This is a genomic window from Flavihumibacter petaseus NBRC 106054, from assembly GCF_000974785.1.
In the GTDB taxonomy this organism is placed as follows: domain Bacteria; phylum Bacteroidota; class Bacteroidia; order Chitinophagales; family Chitinophagaceae; genus Flavihumibacter; species Flavihumibacter petaseus.
In genome coordinates, this window is sequence record NZ_BBWV01000002.1 from 341,007 (window position 1) to 357,962 (window position 16,956).

General features: G+C 49.7%; 16 protein-coding genes. 8 read left to right on the forward strand and 8 right to left on the reverse strand.

Going from position 1 to position 16,956, the window contains the following annotated elements; translation table 11 throughout:
- Positions 1-10 precede the first annotated feature (10 nt).
- Both FPE01S_RS11315 and FPE01S_RS11320 read right to left on the reverse strand, forming a co-directional pair.
- On the reverse strand, positions 11-1,519 hold the full coding sequence (locus FPE01S_RS11315) for a nicotinate phosphoribosyltransferase (protein WP_046369114.1): 1,509 nt from the start codon (positions 1,517-1,519) through the stop codon (positions 11-13).
- A gap of 18 nt (positions 1,520-1,537) precedes the next feature.
- Positions 1,538-2,221 carry an NUDIX hydrolase gene (locus tag FPE01S_RS11320; protein ID WP_046369115.1) on the reverse strand — a complete coding sequence of 228 codons (684 nt, stop codon included), beginning with the start codon at positions 2,219-2,221 and terminating at the stop codon, positions 1,538-1,540.
- 241 nt (positions 2,222-2,462) lie between these two features.
- Here FPE01S_RS11320 and FPE01S_RS11325 point away from each other — a divergent pair, with 241 nt between their 5' ends.
- The 3 genes from FPE01S_RS11325 (at position 2,463) to FPE01S_RS11330 (ending at position 4,745) form a co-directional block, all read left to right on the forward strand.
- Complete coding sequence (locus FPE01S_RS11325; protein WP_046369116.1) at positions 2,463-3,449, forward strand: alpha/beta hydrolase; 987 nt, start codon at positions 2,463-2,465, stop codon at positions 3,447-3,449.
- A gap of 10 nt (positions 3,450-3,459) precedes the next feature.
- Positions 3,460-3,597 (forward strand): hypothetical protein, encoded by a 138-nt coding sequence (locus FPE01S_RS26005; protein WP_169749158.1) that lies wholly within the window; start codon positions 3,460-3,462, stop codon positions 3,595-3,597.
- A gap of 92 nt (positions 3,598-3,689) precedes the next feature.
- Complete coding sequence (locus FPE01S_RS11330; protein ID WP_052955719.1) at positions 3,690-4,745, forward strand: L,D-transpeptidase; 1,056 nt, start codon at positions 3,690-3,692, stop codon at positions 4,743-4,745.
- A 20-nt stretch (positions 4,746-4,765) separates the two neighbouring features.
- On the opposite strand, the gene FPE01S_RS11335 is transcribed toward FPE01S_RS11330, so the two are convergent.
- The 4 genes from FPE01S_RS11335 to ypfJ form a co-directional block, all read right to left on the reverse strand.
- Positions 4,766-7,972 (reverse strand): error-prone DNA polymerase, encoded by a 3,207-nt coding sequence (locus FPE01S_RS11335; protein ID WP_046369117.1) that lies wholly within the window; start codon positions 7,970-7,972, stop codon positions 4,766-4,768.
- A 21-nt stretch (positions 7,973-7,993) separates the two neighbouring features.
- A complete protein-coding gene (locus FPE01S_RS11340; protein ID WP_046369118.1) occupies positions 7,994-9,511 on the reverse strand; it encodes a Y-family DNA polymerase in 1,518 nt (505 codons plus the stop codon).
- A gap of 1 nt (position 9,512) precedes the next feature.
- Positions 9,513-10,244 (reverse strand): ImuA family protein, encoded by a 732-nt coding sequence (locus tag FPE01S_RS11345; protein ID WP_046369119.1) that lies wholly within the window; start codon positions 10,242-10,244, stop codon positions 9,513-9,515.
- Between the two features lie 569 nt (positions 10,245-10,813).
- The gene (ypfJ, locus tag FPE01S_RS11350; protein ID WP_046369824.1) at positions 10,814-11,668 is read right to left on the reverse strand and encodes a KPN_02809 family neutral zinc metallopeptidase; all 855 of its coding nucleotides are present in this window, start codon (positions 11,666-11,668) and stop codon (positions 10,814-10,816) included.
- Between the two features lie 94 nt (positions 11,669-11,762).
- On the opposite strand from ypfJ, the gene FPE01S_RS11355 reads away from it, so the two are divergent.
- Genes FPE01S_RS11355 through FPE01S_RS11375 form a run of 5 tightly spaced genes read left to right on the forward strand, consistent with a single transcriptional unit; the run spans position 11,763 to position 14,480 of the window.
- Positions 11,763-12,476: a hypothetical protein gene (locus FPE01S_RS11355; protein ID WP_046369120.1), complete on the forward strand. Its 714-nt coding sequence runs from the start codon at positions 11,763-11,765 to the stop codon at positions 12,474-12,476.
- A 4-nt stretch (positions 12,477-12,480) separates the two neighbouring features.
- Entirely contained in the window at positions 12,481-12,981 is a 501-nt protein-coding gene (locus FPE01S_RS11360; RefSeq protein ID WP_046369121.1) for a GyrI-like domain-containing protein, read from the forward strand.
- Positions 12,982-13,000: 19 nt separating this feature from the next.
- Complete coding sequence (locus FPE01S_RS11365; protein ID WP_046369122.1) at positions 13,001-13,273, forward strand: DUF4242 domain-containing protein; 273 nt, start codon at positions 13,001-13,003, stop codon at positions 13,271-13,273.
- A gap of 43 nt (positions 13,274-13,316) precedes the next feature.
- A complete protein-coding gene (locus FPE01S_RS11370; RefSeq protein WP_046369123.1) occupies positions 13,317-14,258 on the forward strand; it encodes a 3-keto-disaccharide hydrolase in 942 nt (313 codons plus the stop codon).
- Between the two features lie 30 nt (positions 14,259-14,288).
- Positions 14,289-14,480, forward strand: coding sequence for a hypothetical protein (locus FPE01S_RS11375; protein ID WP_046369124.1), 192 nt, complete (start codon positions 14,289-14,291; stop codon positions 14,478-14,480).
- 6 nt (positions 14,481-14,486) lie between these two features.
- On the opposite strand, the gene FPE01S_RS11380 is transcribed toward FPE01S_RS11375, so the two are convergent.
- A complete protein-coding gene (locus FPE01S_RS11380) occupies positions 14,487-15,758 on the reverse strand; it encodes a glutamate-5-semialdehyde dehydrogenase (RefSeq protein WP_245623989.1) in 1,272 nt (423 codons plus the stop codon).
- Positions 15,733-16,767, reverse strand: a complete 1,035-nt coding sequence (gene proB / locus FPE01S_RS11385) for a glutamate 5-kinase (RefSeq protein ID WP_046369125.1) — start codon at positions 16,765-16,767, stop codon at positions 15,733-15,735. The genes FPE01S_RS11380 and proB overlap by 26 nt, the downstream gene beginning before the upstream one ends.
- Positions 16,768-16,956: the final 189 nt, after the last annotated feature.

Here is a 16,956-nt window from a genome sequence, read left to right on the forward strand (position 1 = left end):
TGGGTGGATGTTAACCAGCTACGGCAATTTCTTTTTCTGAAAACGCTGCCTGGCCGATAACACGCTGCCGGATGTCTGCCAGGGAAAAATCCACGATCAGTTTTCCATCCCGATATACAGTGACCAGTTCCCCCTGTGCTTCTTCTTCCCAGCTGCACTGGTCCTTCAGTTCCAGTTTACCGGTTTCTTCGTTGCGGTATACCTGCATCAGTCCTTTCGCAGATTTTTTGGTGCCGTCATCAGTCTTGGGATCCTTGAAGATCTCACGGCCTTCCCCGTTTACTTCGCCATACGTGGCTTTCATGGCAAACCCGTAGCTGTCGCGGGTGACATATTCATAAGTAAAGGAGCCGATGCCCAGCACCACATTGTAACTCGCAAAGCCATTTTGTTTCAGGCCTTCAAGTATGTCCTGTTGCCTTTCCAGCGTGATGCTGTCGCCATAGATCAGCCCGATATGCGGATCGAGCAATTTGTAACCCTGGGAAGTGATGGTGCCGCCAAAGGTTTCCCACATACAGGCAATCGCGCCTTTGTGTGCGGGACTGCCAGCGGGTGCGGACGGATCGCCGACGATGATTTTAACCGGGTCACCGCTGTCGGGCCGGATCACCACTTTTCCATTGCGGGCAAGAATTTCATTTTTCAGAGCGGGGAGGAAATCTGTGATGACCTGCCAGAAGTCCCACGTGTCACTTACAATGGAAACGATGCCGGTGGGGTAAACCTTGTCGATCAGCCTGCGGAAAGTGGCGAGTTCGTCTGTTTGCGTGCCCATGCACATCACACTGTGTTCTGTTGCCGCTACAGAACCACCGACCAGCTCTTCATCACTGTTGGCCTGGTAATATTCTTCGAGAAAATCGATGGCAGGGATGGTATCGGTACCGGTAAAGGAGAGGAGGTGGGCAGCGCCGCTCATCACAGCATCTTCGATGCCGCTCATGCCGCGGAACGAAAAATCGTGTCCCTGCCATGGAATAAAGGAAGTGTCTGCGCCGACTGTTTCAGCAGCATAGCGGTGAAAAGTGCAGAGGTACTGGAAAGCCGTGGTGGCAGAGGTGCAGGGTTTCCACAGGATCGCACTCATGACGGTTTCGAGCATATTGGTCAGCCAGAAAAAATCAGGGTGCGTATTGCGGATGGTGAGTACCGGCACCCGCATGGGTACCAGGGTTCCTTCCGGAATGGCTTTGATTTCGAGCGGCAGGTATCCCAGGTCGTGCAAAGCCGCAATATGGTCGAAAGTGATACTGTCTTTACCCAGGTAATTGTCTATCCTGCGCTGGTAGGTGCGGATGGCGGCTTCTTTCGGAAGGTTGAAAAAGCCTTCGTGAAACTGTCGTTGGAGATATTCTTTAATAAAATACTGCAGGCCGAAAAATACGATCTCGGAGATCTCTTTGTTGCGTGATTTGCGCGGCGTCAGGTTGGAATACACAAGTGTTGTGCCGTCTGGGTACTGGAACTTGTGACCGACTTTGTAACCATCTTTCAGTAACAGGGGAGTGATTCTCATGACAAAGGTTTATATGATTCAGATGTTGATCGTAAAATTTCCCGGATCGATATTGCTATTGAACTGGTAAATATCAGGATGCCGGTGTTGTGCACCGGTCTTTTTTTCACCGGTCATTACGATATAGCCGCTATCCAGGATTTTCCGGCGGAAGTTTCTCCGGTCAATCGGAATGCCGAGTATGGTTTCATACAGCCGGTGTAATTCCGGAAGGGTGAATTCGTGGTGCAGCAGTTCGAAGCCAACGGGATGATAGAGGATTTTGGCACGCAGCCGTTCAGCTGCCATTTGTACAATTGTGGTGTGGTCGAATCCGAGGCGTGGTAATTCTTCCATTGAAAACCATTTTACATCGTTTGCCATTTCGCCGGCAGTGATGTCGTAGTGGTCAGGGTTAACAAGAGCAAAATAAGCGACGGACAATACCCGGCCGCGTGGATCACGATTGGGCTGGTCAAAGGAATAGAGTTGTTCGAGGTAGAGATCCGCGATTCCCAGTTTGGTCTCCAGGATACGCTGGCATACCTGCCGGAAGGTTTCTTCCAGTCCAAGAAATGCACCCGGCAATGTCCATCGGCCTTTGAATGGTGCTTCTTTCCGGTTGAGCAGCAGGATGGAAAGCTGTTCACTATGATAGCCAAACACCACCAGGTCGACGGCAATGGCGGGATTTCGGTAACTGGTGAACGATCTCTTTTCCATGAATGCGTTATTATGACGCAAACAAACAACTTATTTTGATTTCCAGCAAACTTTAAACGGAAAATATTGGTTAAATAAATTGCCTACCTTTAAATGCTCTGTAACAGGAGCGAATAAGAAACTCCACCGGAACCCGTAGTAATCCTGCGGGTTTTTGTTTCCATCCGGTTCTCATTAGTACGCTCAACGATCGCTTGTCCATTGCCTGTGGATTCCTTTGATCATTTTTAAAAACAAAATCATGAGTAATGTTACATCAGTAGCGGACTATGCCTCCGACCCGGCCATTGAAGTACAGACCAAAGCATTTCTGACAGCTTTGAATACCAGTGGCGGAAAACCAATGGAAACGATGCAGCCCGATGAGGCACGGAAGGTGCTGGAGGGCGCACAGACATCAGTATCCGTTGATCTCTCCGGCGTGGAAGTATCGGAAAAGACGATCACGGAAGATGGTATTACTGTTAAGCTCTTTATTACGCGTCCTGCCGGGGTAAGCGGGGTGCTGCCGGTCTTTATGTTCTTTCATGGCGGTGGTTGGGTACTGGGTGATTTCCCGACGCATCGCCGTTTTATCCGCGACCTCGTAGTATACTCAGGAGCTGTTGCCGTTCATGCAGAGTACACGCGTTCGCCGGAAGCGCGTTACCCGGTAGCGTTGAATGAATGTTATGCAGCAACGAAATGGGTGGCAGCTCACGGGGCGGAGATTAAGGTAGATGGTAAAAGGCTCGCGATCGTGGGCAATAGTGTTGGAGGGAATCTTACTGCAGCAGTAGCCCTGATGGCAAAAGATAAAAAAGGTCCCGACCTGAAATTCCAGGTGTTATTCTGGCCGGTAACCAATGCAGATTTTGAAACAGGTTCCTATAACCAGTATGCCAGCGACCGCTTCCTGACGAAGAATATGATGAAATGGTTCTGGGATCATTATACTACTACTGACGTTTCAAAGCGAAAAGAGTACTATGCATCGCCCCTGCAGGCTGATGTCAGTCAGCTGAAGGGCCTGCCGCCCGCTTTGGTGCAAACTGCCGAGAATGATGTGTTGCGGGATGAAGGGGAAGCATATGCCAGGAAGCTGAATGCGGCTGGTGTTCCGGTATCGATGGTAAGGGGATTAGGCATGATCCACGATTACGGATTGCTGAATCCGCTTGCTGCAATACCTGAAGTACAGTCTTTGCTCCAGTATGCCGGCGCAGTATTAAAAGATGCATTGAAATAGATGCTGCACGATGATCACTTTTACGCATATCGACACCGCCTGTGTGTTGCTGACGATAGATGGCTTTACAATTCTCACCGATCCCACCCTGGATGCTGCCGGTCATTGGTACCACCACGGGATCGGGGCTTTCTCCAGGAAAACTTAACCCATTTTAAAGAGAATGAATTGCATTTGCGCAAGGCGATTGAGAGAAATGATGCGTTAAATAAAAAGACAATTATTCCAGAGCCGGGAAAAATGATCACGCTGTTGTACTGCCTTTTGTTTTTGTTCCTGTTGCCATTGGGCAGTGCCGGCCAGTCATTTCCCTTCTGGGGGGCCAAAGCGCCGTTGCCGCTGGAAACTCCTGTTGATTCGCTGAAGAAGGGGCAGTTCACCTGGGAAGCAGAAATAGCGCCGGCTGGTCCTATCCTGGTGGTAGTGAGCCTCGATGAGCAAAAGGCCTTTACCTATCGCAACGGTATACTGATAGGCGTCGCAACAGTCAGCACCGGCAAGAAAGGACATCCGACACCAACGGGAGTTTTCACAACCCTGCAGAAAGATGTCAATCATCACTCCAGTATTTACGATAACGCATCCATGCCCTATACCCAGCGGCTAACGAATTACGGCATTGCCCTTCATGCAGGCGGCCTGCCGGGTTATCCATCCTCGCACGGCTGTGTACACCTGCCTTCAGAATATGCGCGGCGCTTGTTCCAGGCAGCACCCCTGGGGATGACCGTAGTGATCGCCAACAGCCGCACGGCACCACAGGCAGTTGATCATCCTGCTTTTTTATCGCCGGTTTCTGTGAAGGGTAAAGTGGTAGATGCAAAGCGGCTGGATCCTGGTGAAAGTTATCGCTGGAACCCGGAATTATCTGCAACCGGTCCGCTATCGGTGGTCATCAGCCGCGCGGATCAACGCATTGTAGTGATGCGCAATGGCATTGAGATCGGCAGGAGCAGGGTGGATTTTGAACAGCCCGGGGATTCGATCGGTACGCATATCCTGGTCGCTCAAAATCCTGATACGGCACAACTTCCTTCTGTTTTAAAAGACGGAGGGGCCATCCGTAAATGGGTTTCTCTTTCTTTCAAGGATCTGAAATATGAACAACCTGTATTAGACCCGGTCAAAGACAATCGCTTTACCATCCCGCGTGAATTTCTTTCAGACCTCCTGCCGCAGGTTACAACTGGTACGTCTGTCGTGATCACGGATGCGGCTATCCTGCCTCAGAATTCCGGTGTCAGTATGGCGTTGCTGACATCACATCCGCAGGCATCAGGGAAAGGTACCAACTAAAGCACCTTTTAGGGTAACGATTATTTGAAGTCCCTCGACCGGGGTATGGACTGTGCTATGGATTTCGAGCGGGCATCACCCGGAGCAGGAGCTGATTTTTCATCGGCAAATGCCAATGTCAGCACAGGAAGGGTTTCTTTTCGTGAAGGCGTAAGATCACGCAGCAAACGGGTGAAGTCATAACAGTGTTCAGCGATCACATGAATCACTTCACCTTCCACCTGCAGTTTCCCTTCTACCATGATCAGCCTGCTTTGAAGAATAACTTTCCGGTATTGCTCAAACAGGTTTTCGAAGATGACCAGGTTGGCCACGCTGGTTTCATCTTCAATGGTCATAAAGCAAACACCTTTTGCGGTGCCGGGTCTTTGGCGTACCAGGACAAGCCCGGCTACCTTTACCCGGTCACCATTTTTCGCGGTGGACAAAGCCGCAGTGGTAAGAATATGGAGCTGGCTGAGTTTTTCGCGCACAAAGGAAACAGGATGGGCTTTCAGGGAAAAAGACATGGAAGCATAGTCCTGCACCACATGTTCCGAAACCGACATGGCAGGCAGGGTAACTTGTTCGTCCGGTGACTCGGAGGATTGTCCTGCATACAACAATTCGGGCCTGTCCTGAATAGCTGCTTCCCACAGCGCCTGCCGCCGGTCAAGCGCAATGGACCGGAAGGCATCACCCCTGGCCAGGATCTCCAGGGCGCTATCTGAAATGCCTGTATTGCGCAGTGCATTCGTGTGCGCATAACCGTTACCCCTGTTGCGGATCAGTACTTCAGCATCGGAAGCTTTGAATCCCCTGAGTTGCCGGAATCCCATCCTGATGGCGTGGTATTTTCCTTCAGCGGGTTCCAGGGTATTGTCCCATTGCGAACAGTTGATATCTACCGGTCGAATTTCCACCCCATGTTTTTTGGCGTCACTGATGATTTGCGCTGGCTGGTAAAAACCCATGGGCTGGCTGTTCAGCAGCGCACAGGCGAATATGTCGGGATAATGACATTTGATCCAGGCGGAAACATACACCAGCAAGGCAAAGCTGGCGGCGTGACTTTCAGGGAAACCATAACTGCCGAACCCTTCCAGTTGCCTGAAAACCCTCCTGGCATATTCTTCCGTATACCCATACTGCAGCATTCCCCGGATAAGCTTTTGTTCAAACTGGGTGACCAGTCCTTTTGCTTTGAAAGTAGCCATGCTTCGACGCAATTCGTCTGCTTCTGCGGGGGTGAAACCTGCAGCGACGATGGCGATCTTCATGGCCTGTTCCTGGAAAAGCGGAACGCCCAGTGTTCGTCCCAGGATGCCTTCCAGTTCAGGGGAAGGAAATTCTACCGGTTCCTCGCCATTGCGACGGCGGAGATAGGGGTGCACCATATCGCCCTGGATAGGACCGGGGCGCACGATGGCCACTTCAATCACCAGGTCATAAAAGCTTCTCGGCCTGAGTCGCGGCAGCATGGATTGCTGTGCCCGGCTTTCGATCTGGAAAACACCAATGGTGTCGGCGTGGCAGATCATTTCATACACTTCCGGATCATCCTGGGGAATATTGGCCAATGTCCAGTTGAGCTGGTAATGATCACGGGCCAGATCAAATGCTTTGCGGATACAGGTGAGCATCCCCAGTGCAAGTATGTCTATTTTGAGAAACCCCAGGGCCTCAATATCATCTTTGTTCCATTCAATATTGGTGCGGTTTTCCATGCGTGCATTCAGCACTGGACAGAGATCGGATAATTTTGTTTCCGTGATCACAAAGCCGCCGGTGTGCTGACCGAGCTGCCGCGGGAAGCCCATAAAAGCGCGGGTTAATTCCAGCACTTTTCGCAGATGAGGATCATCGGGATTGAGACCCTGCTCTGTTATCCGTTCGCCTTCAAACCATTCATCGGTAAATTCCCAGACTGATCCTGATAAACGGTTGATGGTATCTGCAGACAGGCCCATGGCCTTTCCCACATCGCGGAGGGAACCCCGTTGGTGTTGCTGGGTGACGGTGGCAACAATTCCTGCACGATCTCTGCCATATTTTGCATAGATATATTGCATGACCTCTTCCCGCCTTTCATGTTCAAAATCGACATCAATATCCGGTGGCTCATTGCGGGCGGAGGAAATAAACCGTTCAAAGAGCAGTTCAAATTTGGTGGGGTCAACGGCAGTGATCCCCAGGCAATAACATACGGTTGAATTGGCAGCGGAGCCGCGGCCCTGGCAAAGGATCCCATTTTTCCTGGCAAAGCGGACGATGTCATGAACTGTCAGGAAATATTCAGCATATTCCATTTTGCCAATGAAGTCCATTTCATGATGAATCGCAGTGATTACTTTTTCCGGTAATTCCTTCCCATAGATTTCATGCGCCCCCTGCCAGGTGAATTGTTGCAGTGCCTGCATGGGCGTTAGCCCTTCCGGCGTTACTTCTTTTGGATACTGGTATTTGATTTCATCCAGGGAAAAGTTGCAGGCTTCAGTGAGTACCTGCGTCTGATAAATTGCTTCGGGATAGGAGCGGAAGAGTCTTTTCATTTCGGGCACATCTTTCAGGTAACGTTCTGCATTCGCCTGAAGGCGATAACCTGCTTCGTAGATGGTGCATTTCTCCCGGATGCAGGTAAGGATATCCTGAAGTTCCCTTCTATCCGGTTCATGATAATATACATCGTTGGTGGCGAGCAGGGGGATGTCAAGCTGTTTTGCCAGGACTGACAACTGGTGCAACAATTTTCCGTCATCGCCATCATAACGCCTGGAAAGGGAGAGGGATAATTGTTTACCAAATACTTCGCGGTAGATGGCCAGGTCTTTGCGGAAGGCGGCTTCGATCTCAAAATCCGGTTGCAGGGTTAAGGGCGGAACAGCCACCCATTGTATATTTCCGGCGATGGGATAAACATCCGCTTTCCACAGGTCACATTTTCCTTTTTCTGTCCGCAGGTTTCCTGTGGTCAGCAGGTTGCTGAGTTGCGTATATCCCTGCAGGTTAGTTGGATAGGCCAGGAGGGAAGGACCATCTTTCAGGATGAGGCGGCAACCGGGGATAAAACGGATCCCGCATTTTTTAGCAGCCGCATGTCCCCTTACGATACCTGCCAGTGTATTGTGATCCGCCTGTGCAATAGCAATGTATTCCAGTGAATTTGCGGTCACAGCCATTTCTTCCGGGTGTGATGCGCCCCGGAGAAAACTGAAGTTGGTGGTGACCTGGAATTCGGTATAAGCCATATGCTTTTTTATGATGAAGGCTCATGCAAAGAATCCATGCAGGAACCAGCGATAGGTTTTTTCAGGATCATAATGGCCGGAACGGAAAAGCCAGAACCGTTCTCCTGCTTCATTTTCTACCCGGTAATAATCCCTGTGTTGTCCCTGGCTGAGCCACCATTCCTGTTCGATGCGTTCGGGGCCATCAGCCCTGGTGATCTTGTGCAGTTTTCCTTTATAGCGGAAAAGCATAGGGGGGTAGTCAGGGATGGGAGCAGTTACTTCAATGGGTTCCGGGTGGGGAAGCATCAGTATAGGCCGGAGTTTATGATCGGGCCATGCAAAGGGTAGCGGGTGGCTGACCGGTGCGGTGGTGAAAGCTCGTTCCGGCCAGTAATGCGCAGCAGGCAAATATCTGCGGATGGCTTTTTCCCCGATACGGTTGGATACCTTGTCAATCCATTCTGTCAGCACCTCCTCTTCCCAGGCGTTTTTGAGGGTCCACAACTGTTCCTGGTGGGGTTGAAGGTCATCTGTAACAACAGCTTCCAAAACGAACAATTCAATACCGGGATCCGGGTTCCATGACGGGATTTTGAGTCCGAAAAGTTGCAACAGGTGATGCTGTCGCAATGTCGGCTGCTGGGTCTGAATGAAAACCTCAACTAACTTTCCATCCGTACGGTATCCTTTAAAAACCGCCTTTCGGATACCCTTACCCGCTAAGCGTAACTGTTCGCAGAGTTCCCGCAACAGTTTTTCAAGGGCGATGGTAATACCTGTGGCGGTGATCACAGGATCGAAGCAGTTCACTCTTGCAGAGAATTGCTGAACGGGTTCAATTGCTGTCAGGGTCTCTTTGATTTTCCCGAAAGCCTGATCAAGCCTTTCCAGGATACCGGTTCCGAATCGCCTGCGCAAGGTGGCGCGGGGAATAGCCACCAGTTCACGGACTTTATACAAACCGAGTTGTTGTAATTTTTCCCAGAGCGTATTGTCGATCCGCAAGGCGATGGCCGGCAGGTCAAGCAGCCGCTGCTGATGGGTTTCGGGCGGGAGGATTTCAAGGCCGGTTGCTGCAACAGCAGGTTGTCCATAACGTGCTTTTGCCCAGGCGGCACCAATGGTATCTGCCATAGCGGCTGCCACGTGGAATCCTTTTTCATTGATGCGGTGGATGATCTCCTGGAGATAAGGTTCATCTCCACCCCATAAATGGGAACAGCCGCTGGCATCCAGCAGTATGCCTTCCGGAAGGTCAATACCTGCAACAGGCGTAAAGCGGATACACCAGGAAGCCATCCTGGACAATACCTGCCCTGCAAGATCAGGAATACTGTTCCGTACTTCCAGCCCTGGTATGAGTGCACGGGCATCTGCGAGGATCATACCAGGATAAGCGCCCTGGCTTCTTGCTTCCGCATTGGCGGCTTCCACGAGCATCCGGCCATGGGATTTGTAACTTAATACCAGCGGCTGGCCTATCAGGGATTGCTCGCGGATAGAGAAATAGTCCGTCAGCAGGTGCGGAAGCCATATCGATACGAAACGCTTTGCCATTTTAACCGGTTTTTCGCCTGATCTGAGGCATGCTGAAAGATTCTTTTTCGACCGCATGGAACCGCTGGTTTTTCCAGCATAGGGTGATTTGTCTGGGAACTCCCTGTCGAACCTTCAGCAGGTCCACCTGCCACTGCGGAAATCCGATTCCGGGAAGTGATTTAGGTGTATGGCTGGTTACCGGCTTTATTCGCCAGCGGGAAATACAGGCCGTTGCAGGCAGTTTATCAGAAAATGGGTGCAGGATGCATCCGGTAACTTTGCTGGATTCAACTGCCAGCTGCATTCTCCTGGATGCTGTAAAGGTTAATTCGGGTAATTCCGCCACTACAGCGGCAAAGCCACGGCATTTCAGCGCTTCTTCAGTCACCCAGAACAGGTCTTTTTCATTGGCAGGATGAATAAAAAGGACCTTGTCCGGCCGGATACCATAATGCACCAGGGCGGGGGGGTAAAGCTCCTTTTGCAGACCGATCCATACCATGGTCCCTTCCTTTTGCAGGAGGGGAGCGAGAATGGCAGCAATAAAAGCTGCTGAGGCGGACTTTTCCGGCCTGGAACCGACCAGCCATTCATGCATGCCGCCATAGGGAAAAACATGGCCGGGAAGTATGTCCGGCAGGTCTCCCAGTTCCTGGCTTGCAGACTCCATTACCACAGAAGGTTTGGTTCCTTCCATGATCCTGATCTGTTGTTTCAGGCGGGAAATGATGGTGTCGTCCGGCAATGTCATAAAATAGTCTGACAACAAAAATACTAAAAAATTTAGTAAAAAATGAAAAAGTTTTATTTGAAATGGGTTGTGCTTTCTTGAAATTTGTCAATTTTAAAAACTGAGTGAAATGAGCCACCAGACAGCGTTTCAGAAACTAAAATGGTTAAAGACGAATATTGAACGGTTTTTGTCTGATCTACATTGACCGACCGTGCACAATTTTGGAAAAGTCAACGGTTGAGGTTGTTTTTGAAGTTGGGTTTGAAGTTGATCATGATGGATTTGCAATTCTGTAAATCAATAGATTAAGTATGTGGAAGGGTATGGAAAGGGTAGGAACCACGGGGAAATAACCAGGGCGCTTTGCAATAAACGGATCCACGAGTTTATTTTTATGAAACGCTGTCTGGTGGCTCATTTCACTCGATTTTGTAAATAGCACGTTTTCCCAAAAGCAGGATCCGCCTCCGGAAATACTAAGTGGGCAATAACTCCAAACCCACACCTTCGCTAAAGCTACAGCTAACGCTAAAGCTTCAGCAGTCAAAGACGATGGGCAAAGCCAAACTTCAGGCTTCAAACAATTCTTATCTCCCTAATTCCTTAAACGTATTTCCCTGGCTAATGTCTCCGGTTTCAAAACCTTTTTTGAACCAGTAGACCCGTTGTGCTGAAGTGCCATGGGTAAAAGCATCCGGAACCACCCGGCCGGTGGACTGTTCCTGGAGGCGGTCGTCGCCAATCGCATTAGCAGCGTTCAGGGCTTCTTCAATATCGCCCTTGTCGAGGATGTTTTTCATCTTCTGTTCATAATGTGCCCAGACACCTGCGAGAAAATCAGCCTGCAATTCCATCATAACGGAGTACCGGTTGGCTTCGGCCTCGCTGGATTGCTGCCTGATCTGGTTTACTTTCCTGGCTGTGCCATTCAGGTTCTGGATATGGTGACCTACTTCATGGGCTATTACATAGGCCATGGCAAAATCACCGGGGGCATTCAGCTTGTCCTGCATTTCCTGGTAAAAGGAAAGATCGATATATAATTTGCCGTCACCCGGGCAATAGAAGGGGCCTGAAGCAGCACTGGCATACCCGCAGGCGGATTCCACCTGGTCGCGGAACATTACCAGGGTGGGTTCCTGGTATTGCTGTCCCTGTTCTGCGAAGAGTTTGTTCCAGACATCTTCAGTTTCAGCAAGGACAACTTTGACAAAACTTGCCCTTTCATCATCTGCTTTTTTCTCTGTTTCAGTCAGTTCCCGCTGGTTGGTGGTACCCGGCAAGCTGGGAATCTGTGAAGGGTCTACTTCACGGCCACCCAAAAAGGAATAGATCAGGTAAATGATCACCCCGATGACGCCACCGCCGGTGACCATTCCACCGGTGGATAATCCCCGGCGGTCTTCAACATTGGAGCTTTCTCTCCGGCCGAACCATTGCATAGAAGTTGTTTTAAGGTTATATTCATATTTCATACCAACAGCGGTAGCGGAAACTTGTTTTGGTTTTTGACATTGTTCAGCAATCCTGCTTAATATGGAACGTTCCTACAGGCAAATCATCTGGCTGTTCATTGGGATAGCCCTGATCATTTTTGCAGGGTTTTACAAAACCTATTTCCAGTACTTTCCCCATTGGTCAAAAGTGGATAATTTTCATCATTTCCATGCCATTGTACTTTGCTGCTGGCTAACCCTGTTGATCGTGCAGCCATGGCTGATCCGGCGGAAACAATTTGCCTGGCATAACAGGTTGGGGAAACTTTCGTATTTCCTGGTTCCCGTCATGATTGTTTCCATGCTGATAGCCTATAAAACCCAATATCTTCGGCTCGAAGCATCCGGAACACCACATAAGGACAACCTGGCAACTTTGTTTATGCCTTTTACGGATGTGTTTCCGTTTGCTGTATATTTTGTGATGGCCATGCTGAACAGCAATCATGTGCAGAAACATATGCGTTTTATCATCGCAACCGGATTGATTGTACTGGAATCGGGTTTGTTTCGCATACTGTTCTTTTATTTCAGACTTCCTTTTGTTACCTCTTTTAACCTTACTATCCTGACTGTTGCCTTGTTGTTTATTGCATTGATCGCTTATGACTATCGTAATGGAAAACCAGTGCGCCGGAACAGTTTTTCGACAGCATTGCTCATCTTCCTGGTACCAAATATGCTTTTCTTTTTGATTCCCCGGACAGCGTGGTTTCAATACATCGCAGAAGGATTCGTAAAACAAGTATTTTAGCAGGATGTCAAAAAGTGTTCCTTTGCGTATGGTGTACGCACCACAACGATTGTTGATCGGAAAAAAGATGGCGATGACCTTAGCGGACGACCAGACCCCCGTACTATGGCGCAGTTTTATGCCTTTCCGGCAAAATATTCCCCATCGTGTGAACGAGGAGTTGATCAGTCTCCAGGATTATGGCACAATGAAAATGGATCCCCCCGATCCGCAGGCTGTTTTCACCAAATGGGCGGCAGTGGAGGTAAGTGCGGTGGATAATGTTCCTGAAGGAATGGAAGTCTTTACCGTGCCGGCAGGTTGGTATGCTGTATTCCTGCACCGGGGATCAAACCAGGATACTTCCATATTCCAGTATATTTTTTCAGCGTGGTTGCCGGCTTCAGAATACTTGTTGGATCAGCGACCGCATTTTGAAGTATTGGGAGCGCGTTACCGGAATGGTGACCCGCTGTCGGAGGAAGAGATCTGGATTCCCGTAAAACCGAAGTGTGTTTTAACTTAGTACTTCTAAAACCCTCGTTATGCCCAAATACGTTATCGAAAGGGAGGTGCCCCAGGTGGGTGCTTCTACAGCCGCAGATCTGAAAAATATGGCTGCTACATCCTGCGATGTGTTGCGGAAAATGGGATCGGAAATTCAATGGGTACAAAGCTATATAACGGGAGATAAGATTTATTGTGTATATATCGCTCCCAATAAGGAAATGGTTTATGAACATGCCCGCCAGGGCGGATTTCCAGCGAATTATGTGGCAGAAGTGGCAGAAGTGATTGATCCCACAACGGCAGAGTAAGATCGGTCAGATGGCCTATATTTGAAAGCTTAAAATATAGACCATGCAGCTATTCCGTTCAAAAATTTTCGTTTATTGTACCCTGTTATGCATTGCCGTATTACCCCTCTCTGCATTTGCCGGAGATCCTGCAATTGAAGGACGGTGGGACGCGACGGTGATGGTAGATGGGAAAGCATTTCCTTCCTGGGTAGAAATTTATCATAGCGGTCACAAACGCCTGGTTGGGCATTATGTGGGTATCAGCGGCAGTGCACGCCCGGTAGCCAGCGTAGAATTCAGCAATAACAAGCTTCATTTTTCACTACCGCCACAATGGGAAGCTGAAGACAATGACCTGATCATTGATGCAGCACTGGAAGCGGATACCCTTCGCGGAACACTTCGTGCAGCAGACGGCAAAACCTATCCCTGGTCTGCCCACCGTGCTCCGGCTTTGCGGAAGACAACTGCGCCTTCCTGGGGAAAAACAATTACCCTGTTCAACGGAAAAGACCTGAAAGGCTGGCATGCACTGGGCAACAACCAGTGGGTAGTTGAACCGGGCGGGATTTTGCACAGCCCGAAATCCGGCGCCAACCTGGTAACAGACGAGGTATTCCAGGACTTTAAACTGCATATCGAGTTTCGATGCCCTCCCGGCAGCAACAGCGGCATTTACCTGCGTGGCCGATACGAAGTACAAATTGAGGACAGCTATGGAAAAGAACCGCAGAAGGATTACCTGGGAGCGATCTATGGTTTCCTGACACCTTCTGAAATGGCGGCAAAACCGGCTAATGAATGGCAGACTTACGACATTACCCTGGTAGGAAGGATGGTAACTGTTGTGCTGAACGGTAAGGAGATTATCTGCAACCAGGCGATCCCGGGTATTACCGGCGGTGCACTGGACAGCAATGAGGGGGTACCCGGTCCGATCTATATCCAGGGAGATCATGGGCCGATTGAATACCGGAATATTGCAATTACGCCGGCGAAGTAGTATCTTGCCAGCCGAGTCCAAATATACCTTATGAAAAATTTACGTGTATCCCTGCTTGTTATTTCGTTCGTTATTGGCATTGCCGGTACCTCCTGTGTGCATGTTCACCACACCGATCATGTTCATCATAAAAAAGGTCTCCCACCGGGACAGGCAAAAAAAGTGAACGGAGACAAATCTGCAAAAGCTTACGCCCCCGGTCAGCAAAAGAAGAAACATTAATTGTATTTAACGCACCTGGCCCTTTCCCTGGATGATCCACTTCTCAGTGACAAGTTTTTCCAGGGCAAAGGGCCCTCTTGCGTGGAGCTTCTGCGTAGAGATCCCAATCTCTGCCCCGAGTCCGAATTCGGCGCCATCCGTAAACCGTGTGGAGGCATTGGAATAGACTGCAGCAGCATCCACAAGATCAAGAAAGGCCCGTGCAGTAGTCTTGTTTTCTGTTACAATGGCTTCAGAGTGTTTGGTGGAATGGCGGTCAATATGATCGAGTGCTTCAGGAAGGCCATCAACAATTTTTACTGCACACTGCAGGCTGAGGAACTCCCGGTCATAGTCTGTTGCCTGTGCTTCTTCCAGCATGGGATATCCTTTCAGGAATGGTAACGCACCGGCTTCTGCAAATATTCTGACACCGGCATCGGCCATTGGTTTGGCAAGCAGGCGCAGGGTTTTTTCAGCGATTTTTTTATCCAGCAGTAATGTGTCCATAGCATTGCAGACGGAGGGCCGCGATGTCTTTGCATTTACTACGATCGCCACTGCCTTTTCCAGGTCTGCTTCCCTGTCCACGTAGACGTGGCAAACTCCTGCACCGGTTTCGATCACCGGAACCAGGCTGTTGCGGCGCACATATTGGATCAGTCCGTCAGATCCGCGGGGAATGATCACGTCCACATATTGAGGTGAATGTAATAGTTCGTCTACCACTTCCCGTTCGGCAGGCAGGAGGGTGATGCAATCCGGATCCAGCTGGTGTTTATTAAGTACGCTTTGCAGGATGGTTACGGCGATAAAATTGGTATGCCTGGCTTCACTGCTTCCTTTCAGTACCGCCACGTTACGGCTCCTGAGGCAAAGGGCAGCGATATCAAAAGTTACATTTGGCCTGGATTCATAAATGGCTCCCACCACACCCAGCGGAACAGTCACTTTACGCAATTTGAGGCCGTTTGAAAGGGAACGTTTAAGGAGAACCTGTCCCGTGGGGTCAGGGAGGTCAGCAACAGCGCGTACGCCATTGGCGATCTCCTGCAGGCGGTCTCTATTTAACAGGAGCCGGTCCCGTTTGGGATCATTAAGGTCAAAATTGTCCAGGTCCAGCTGGTTGGCGGCCAGGATTTCTGTTTCCTGTTTAAGAATGGCTTTGGCAATATCCAGGAGGCATTTCCGGATCTTTTTTCCAGGGGCCTGCTGCAATGATCTGCGGCTATGGTGGGCAGTGAGTAACTGGTCTTTAACGGTAGTCATGGTATCAGAATAGTACAATGTCGTCGGCATGTGCTGCGACTACATTTTTATGCGTTAATTGTTCCCGGAGCAGTGTTGCATCCAGTTTAGATTTGGCGACGCCGAGCAGTGTCCGGTCTTCATCCTTCAGCTGAACCACTTCGCCGGCAATGAATTTACCATCCACTTCACGGATGCCTACTGTCAGGAGGCTTTTGCGGTTCTGCAGGGCTTTTGCAGCGCCTTTGTCGACCGTGATCGTTCCCAAAGTTACTGATCCGCTTGCCAGCCATTTCTGACGGCTTCGCAAGGTGGAGGAGGAGGGTTCAAAATAAGTTCCGTTGGTGCCACCGAGCGCATTTGACAGCGGCTCGCTACCGGAAAGTCCGCAGATGATTACCGTAATGCCGAGGGAAACTGCCAGCCGGGTAAATGTCAGTTTGGACAGCATGCCGCCGAGTCCGACGCCGCTGGTGGTATGGTCAACAAACCGCTGGAGTGAGGCATCGATCTTTTTAACGCGGGGAATTACTTTTTTCTGGTCATCCAGTAATCCTCCTGCGCTGGTACAAAGGATCATGGCCGCGGCATCGAATCCGATGGCGATCAGGGTGGCGAGTTCGTCGTTATCCGAGAACTTGATTTCGACATTGCTGACCAGGTCATTTTCATTGACCACCGGGATGGCCTGGTTGGCCCAGAAGGTTTCAAAGGTTTCTTTTAACTGCAGGAACTGGCTCCTGTTGGAGAAATGTACTCTTTCGCAAAGGGCCTGGGCGACCGTGATGCCAAAAGGTTGAAAATAGTGCCGGTATTGCTGGATCAGGATCGGGTTGCCGATGGCCGCAGCAGCTTTGCGTTCGGAGAGGGTGCCTTTGTAGTTGTGAAGGAATTTCTTTCCGCTGCCAACAGCGCCGCTGGATACGAGGATAACATTGTATTGTTTGGAAAGTGAAGCAATTTCAGCTGCGATCTTTCTTATGATATTTTTTTCAATATTTCCTTCCTTGTTGCTGATAATGGCAGTTCCCAACTTGATAACCAACACTTTCTTCGACATAATTGCTTGCTTGAGCGGGCATTAAAAGTAAGAAAATTCCCTAAACTCCCCTAAACCGGTAGGGAAGTGTAGAATAAATGGAACAAGGCCTTTGGGTAATTTATGGCAATATTTTGTCATGTTTAAGATTAAGACGTCCTTCGTATTGAGATTCCCCTTGCCGGAGAATCTCATTTTTTATTTGGTTTC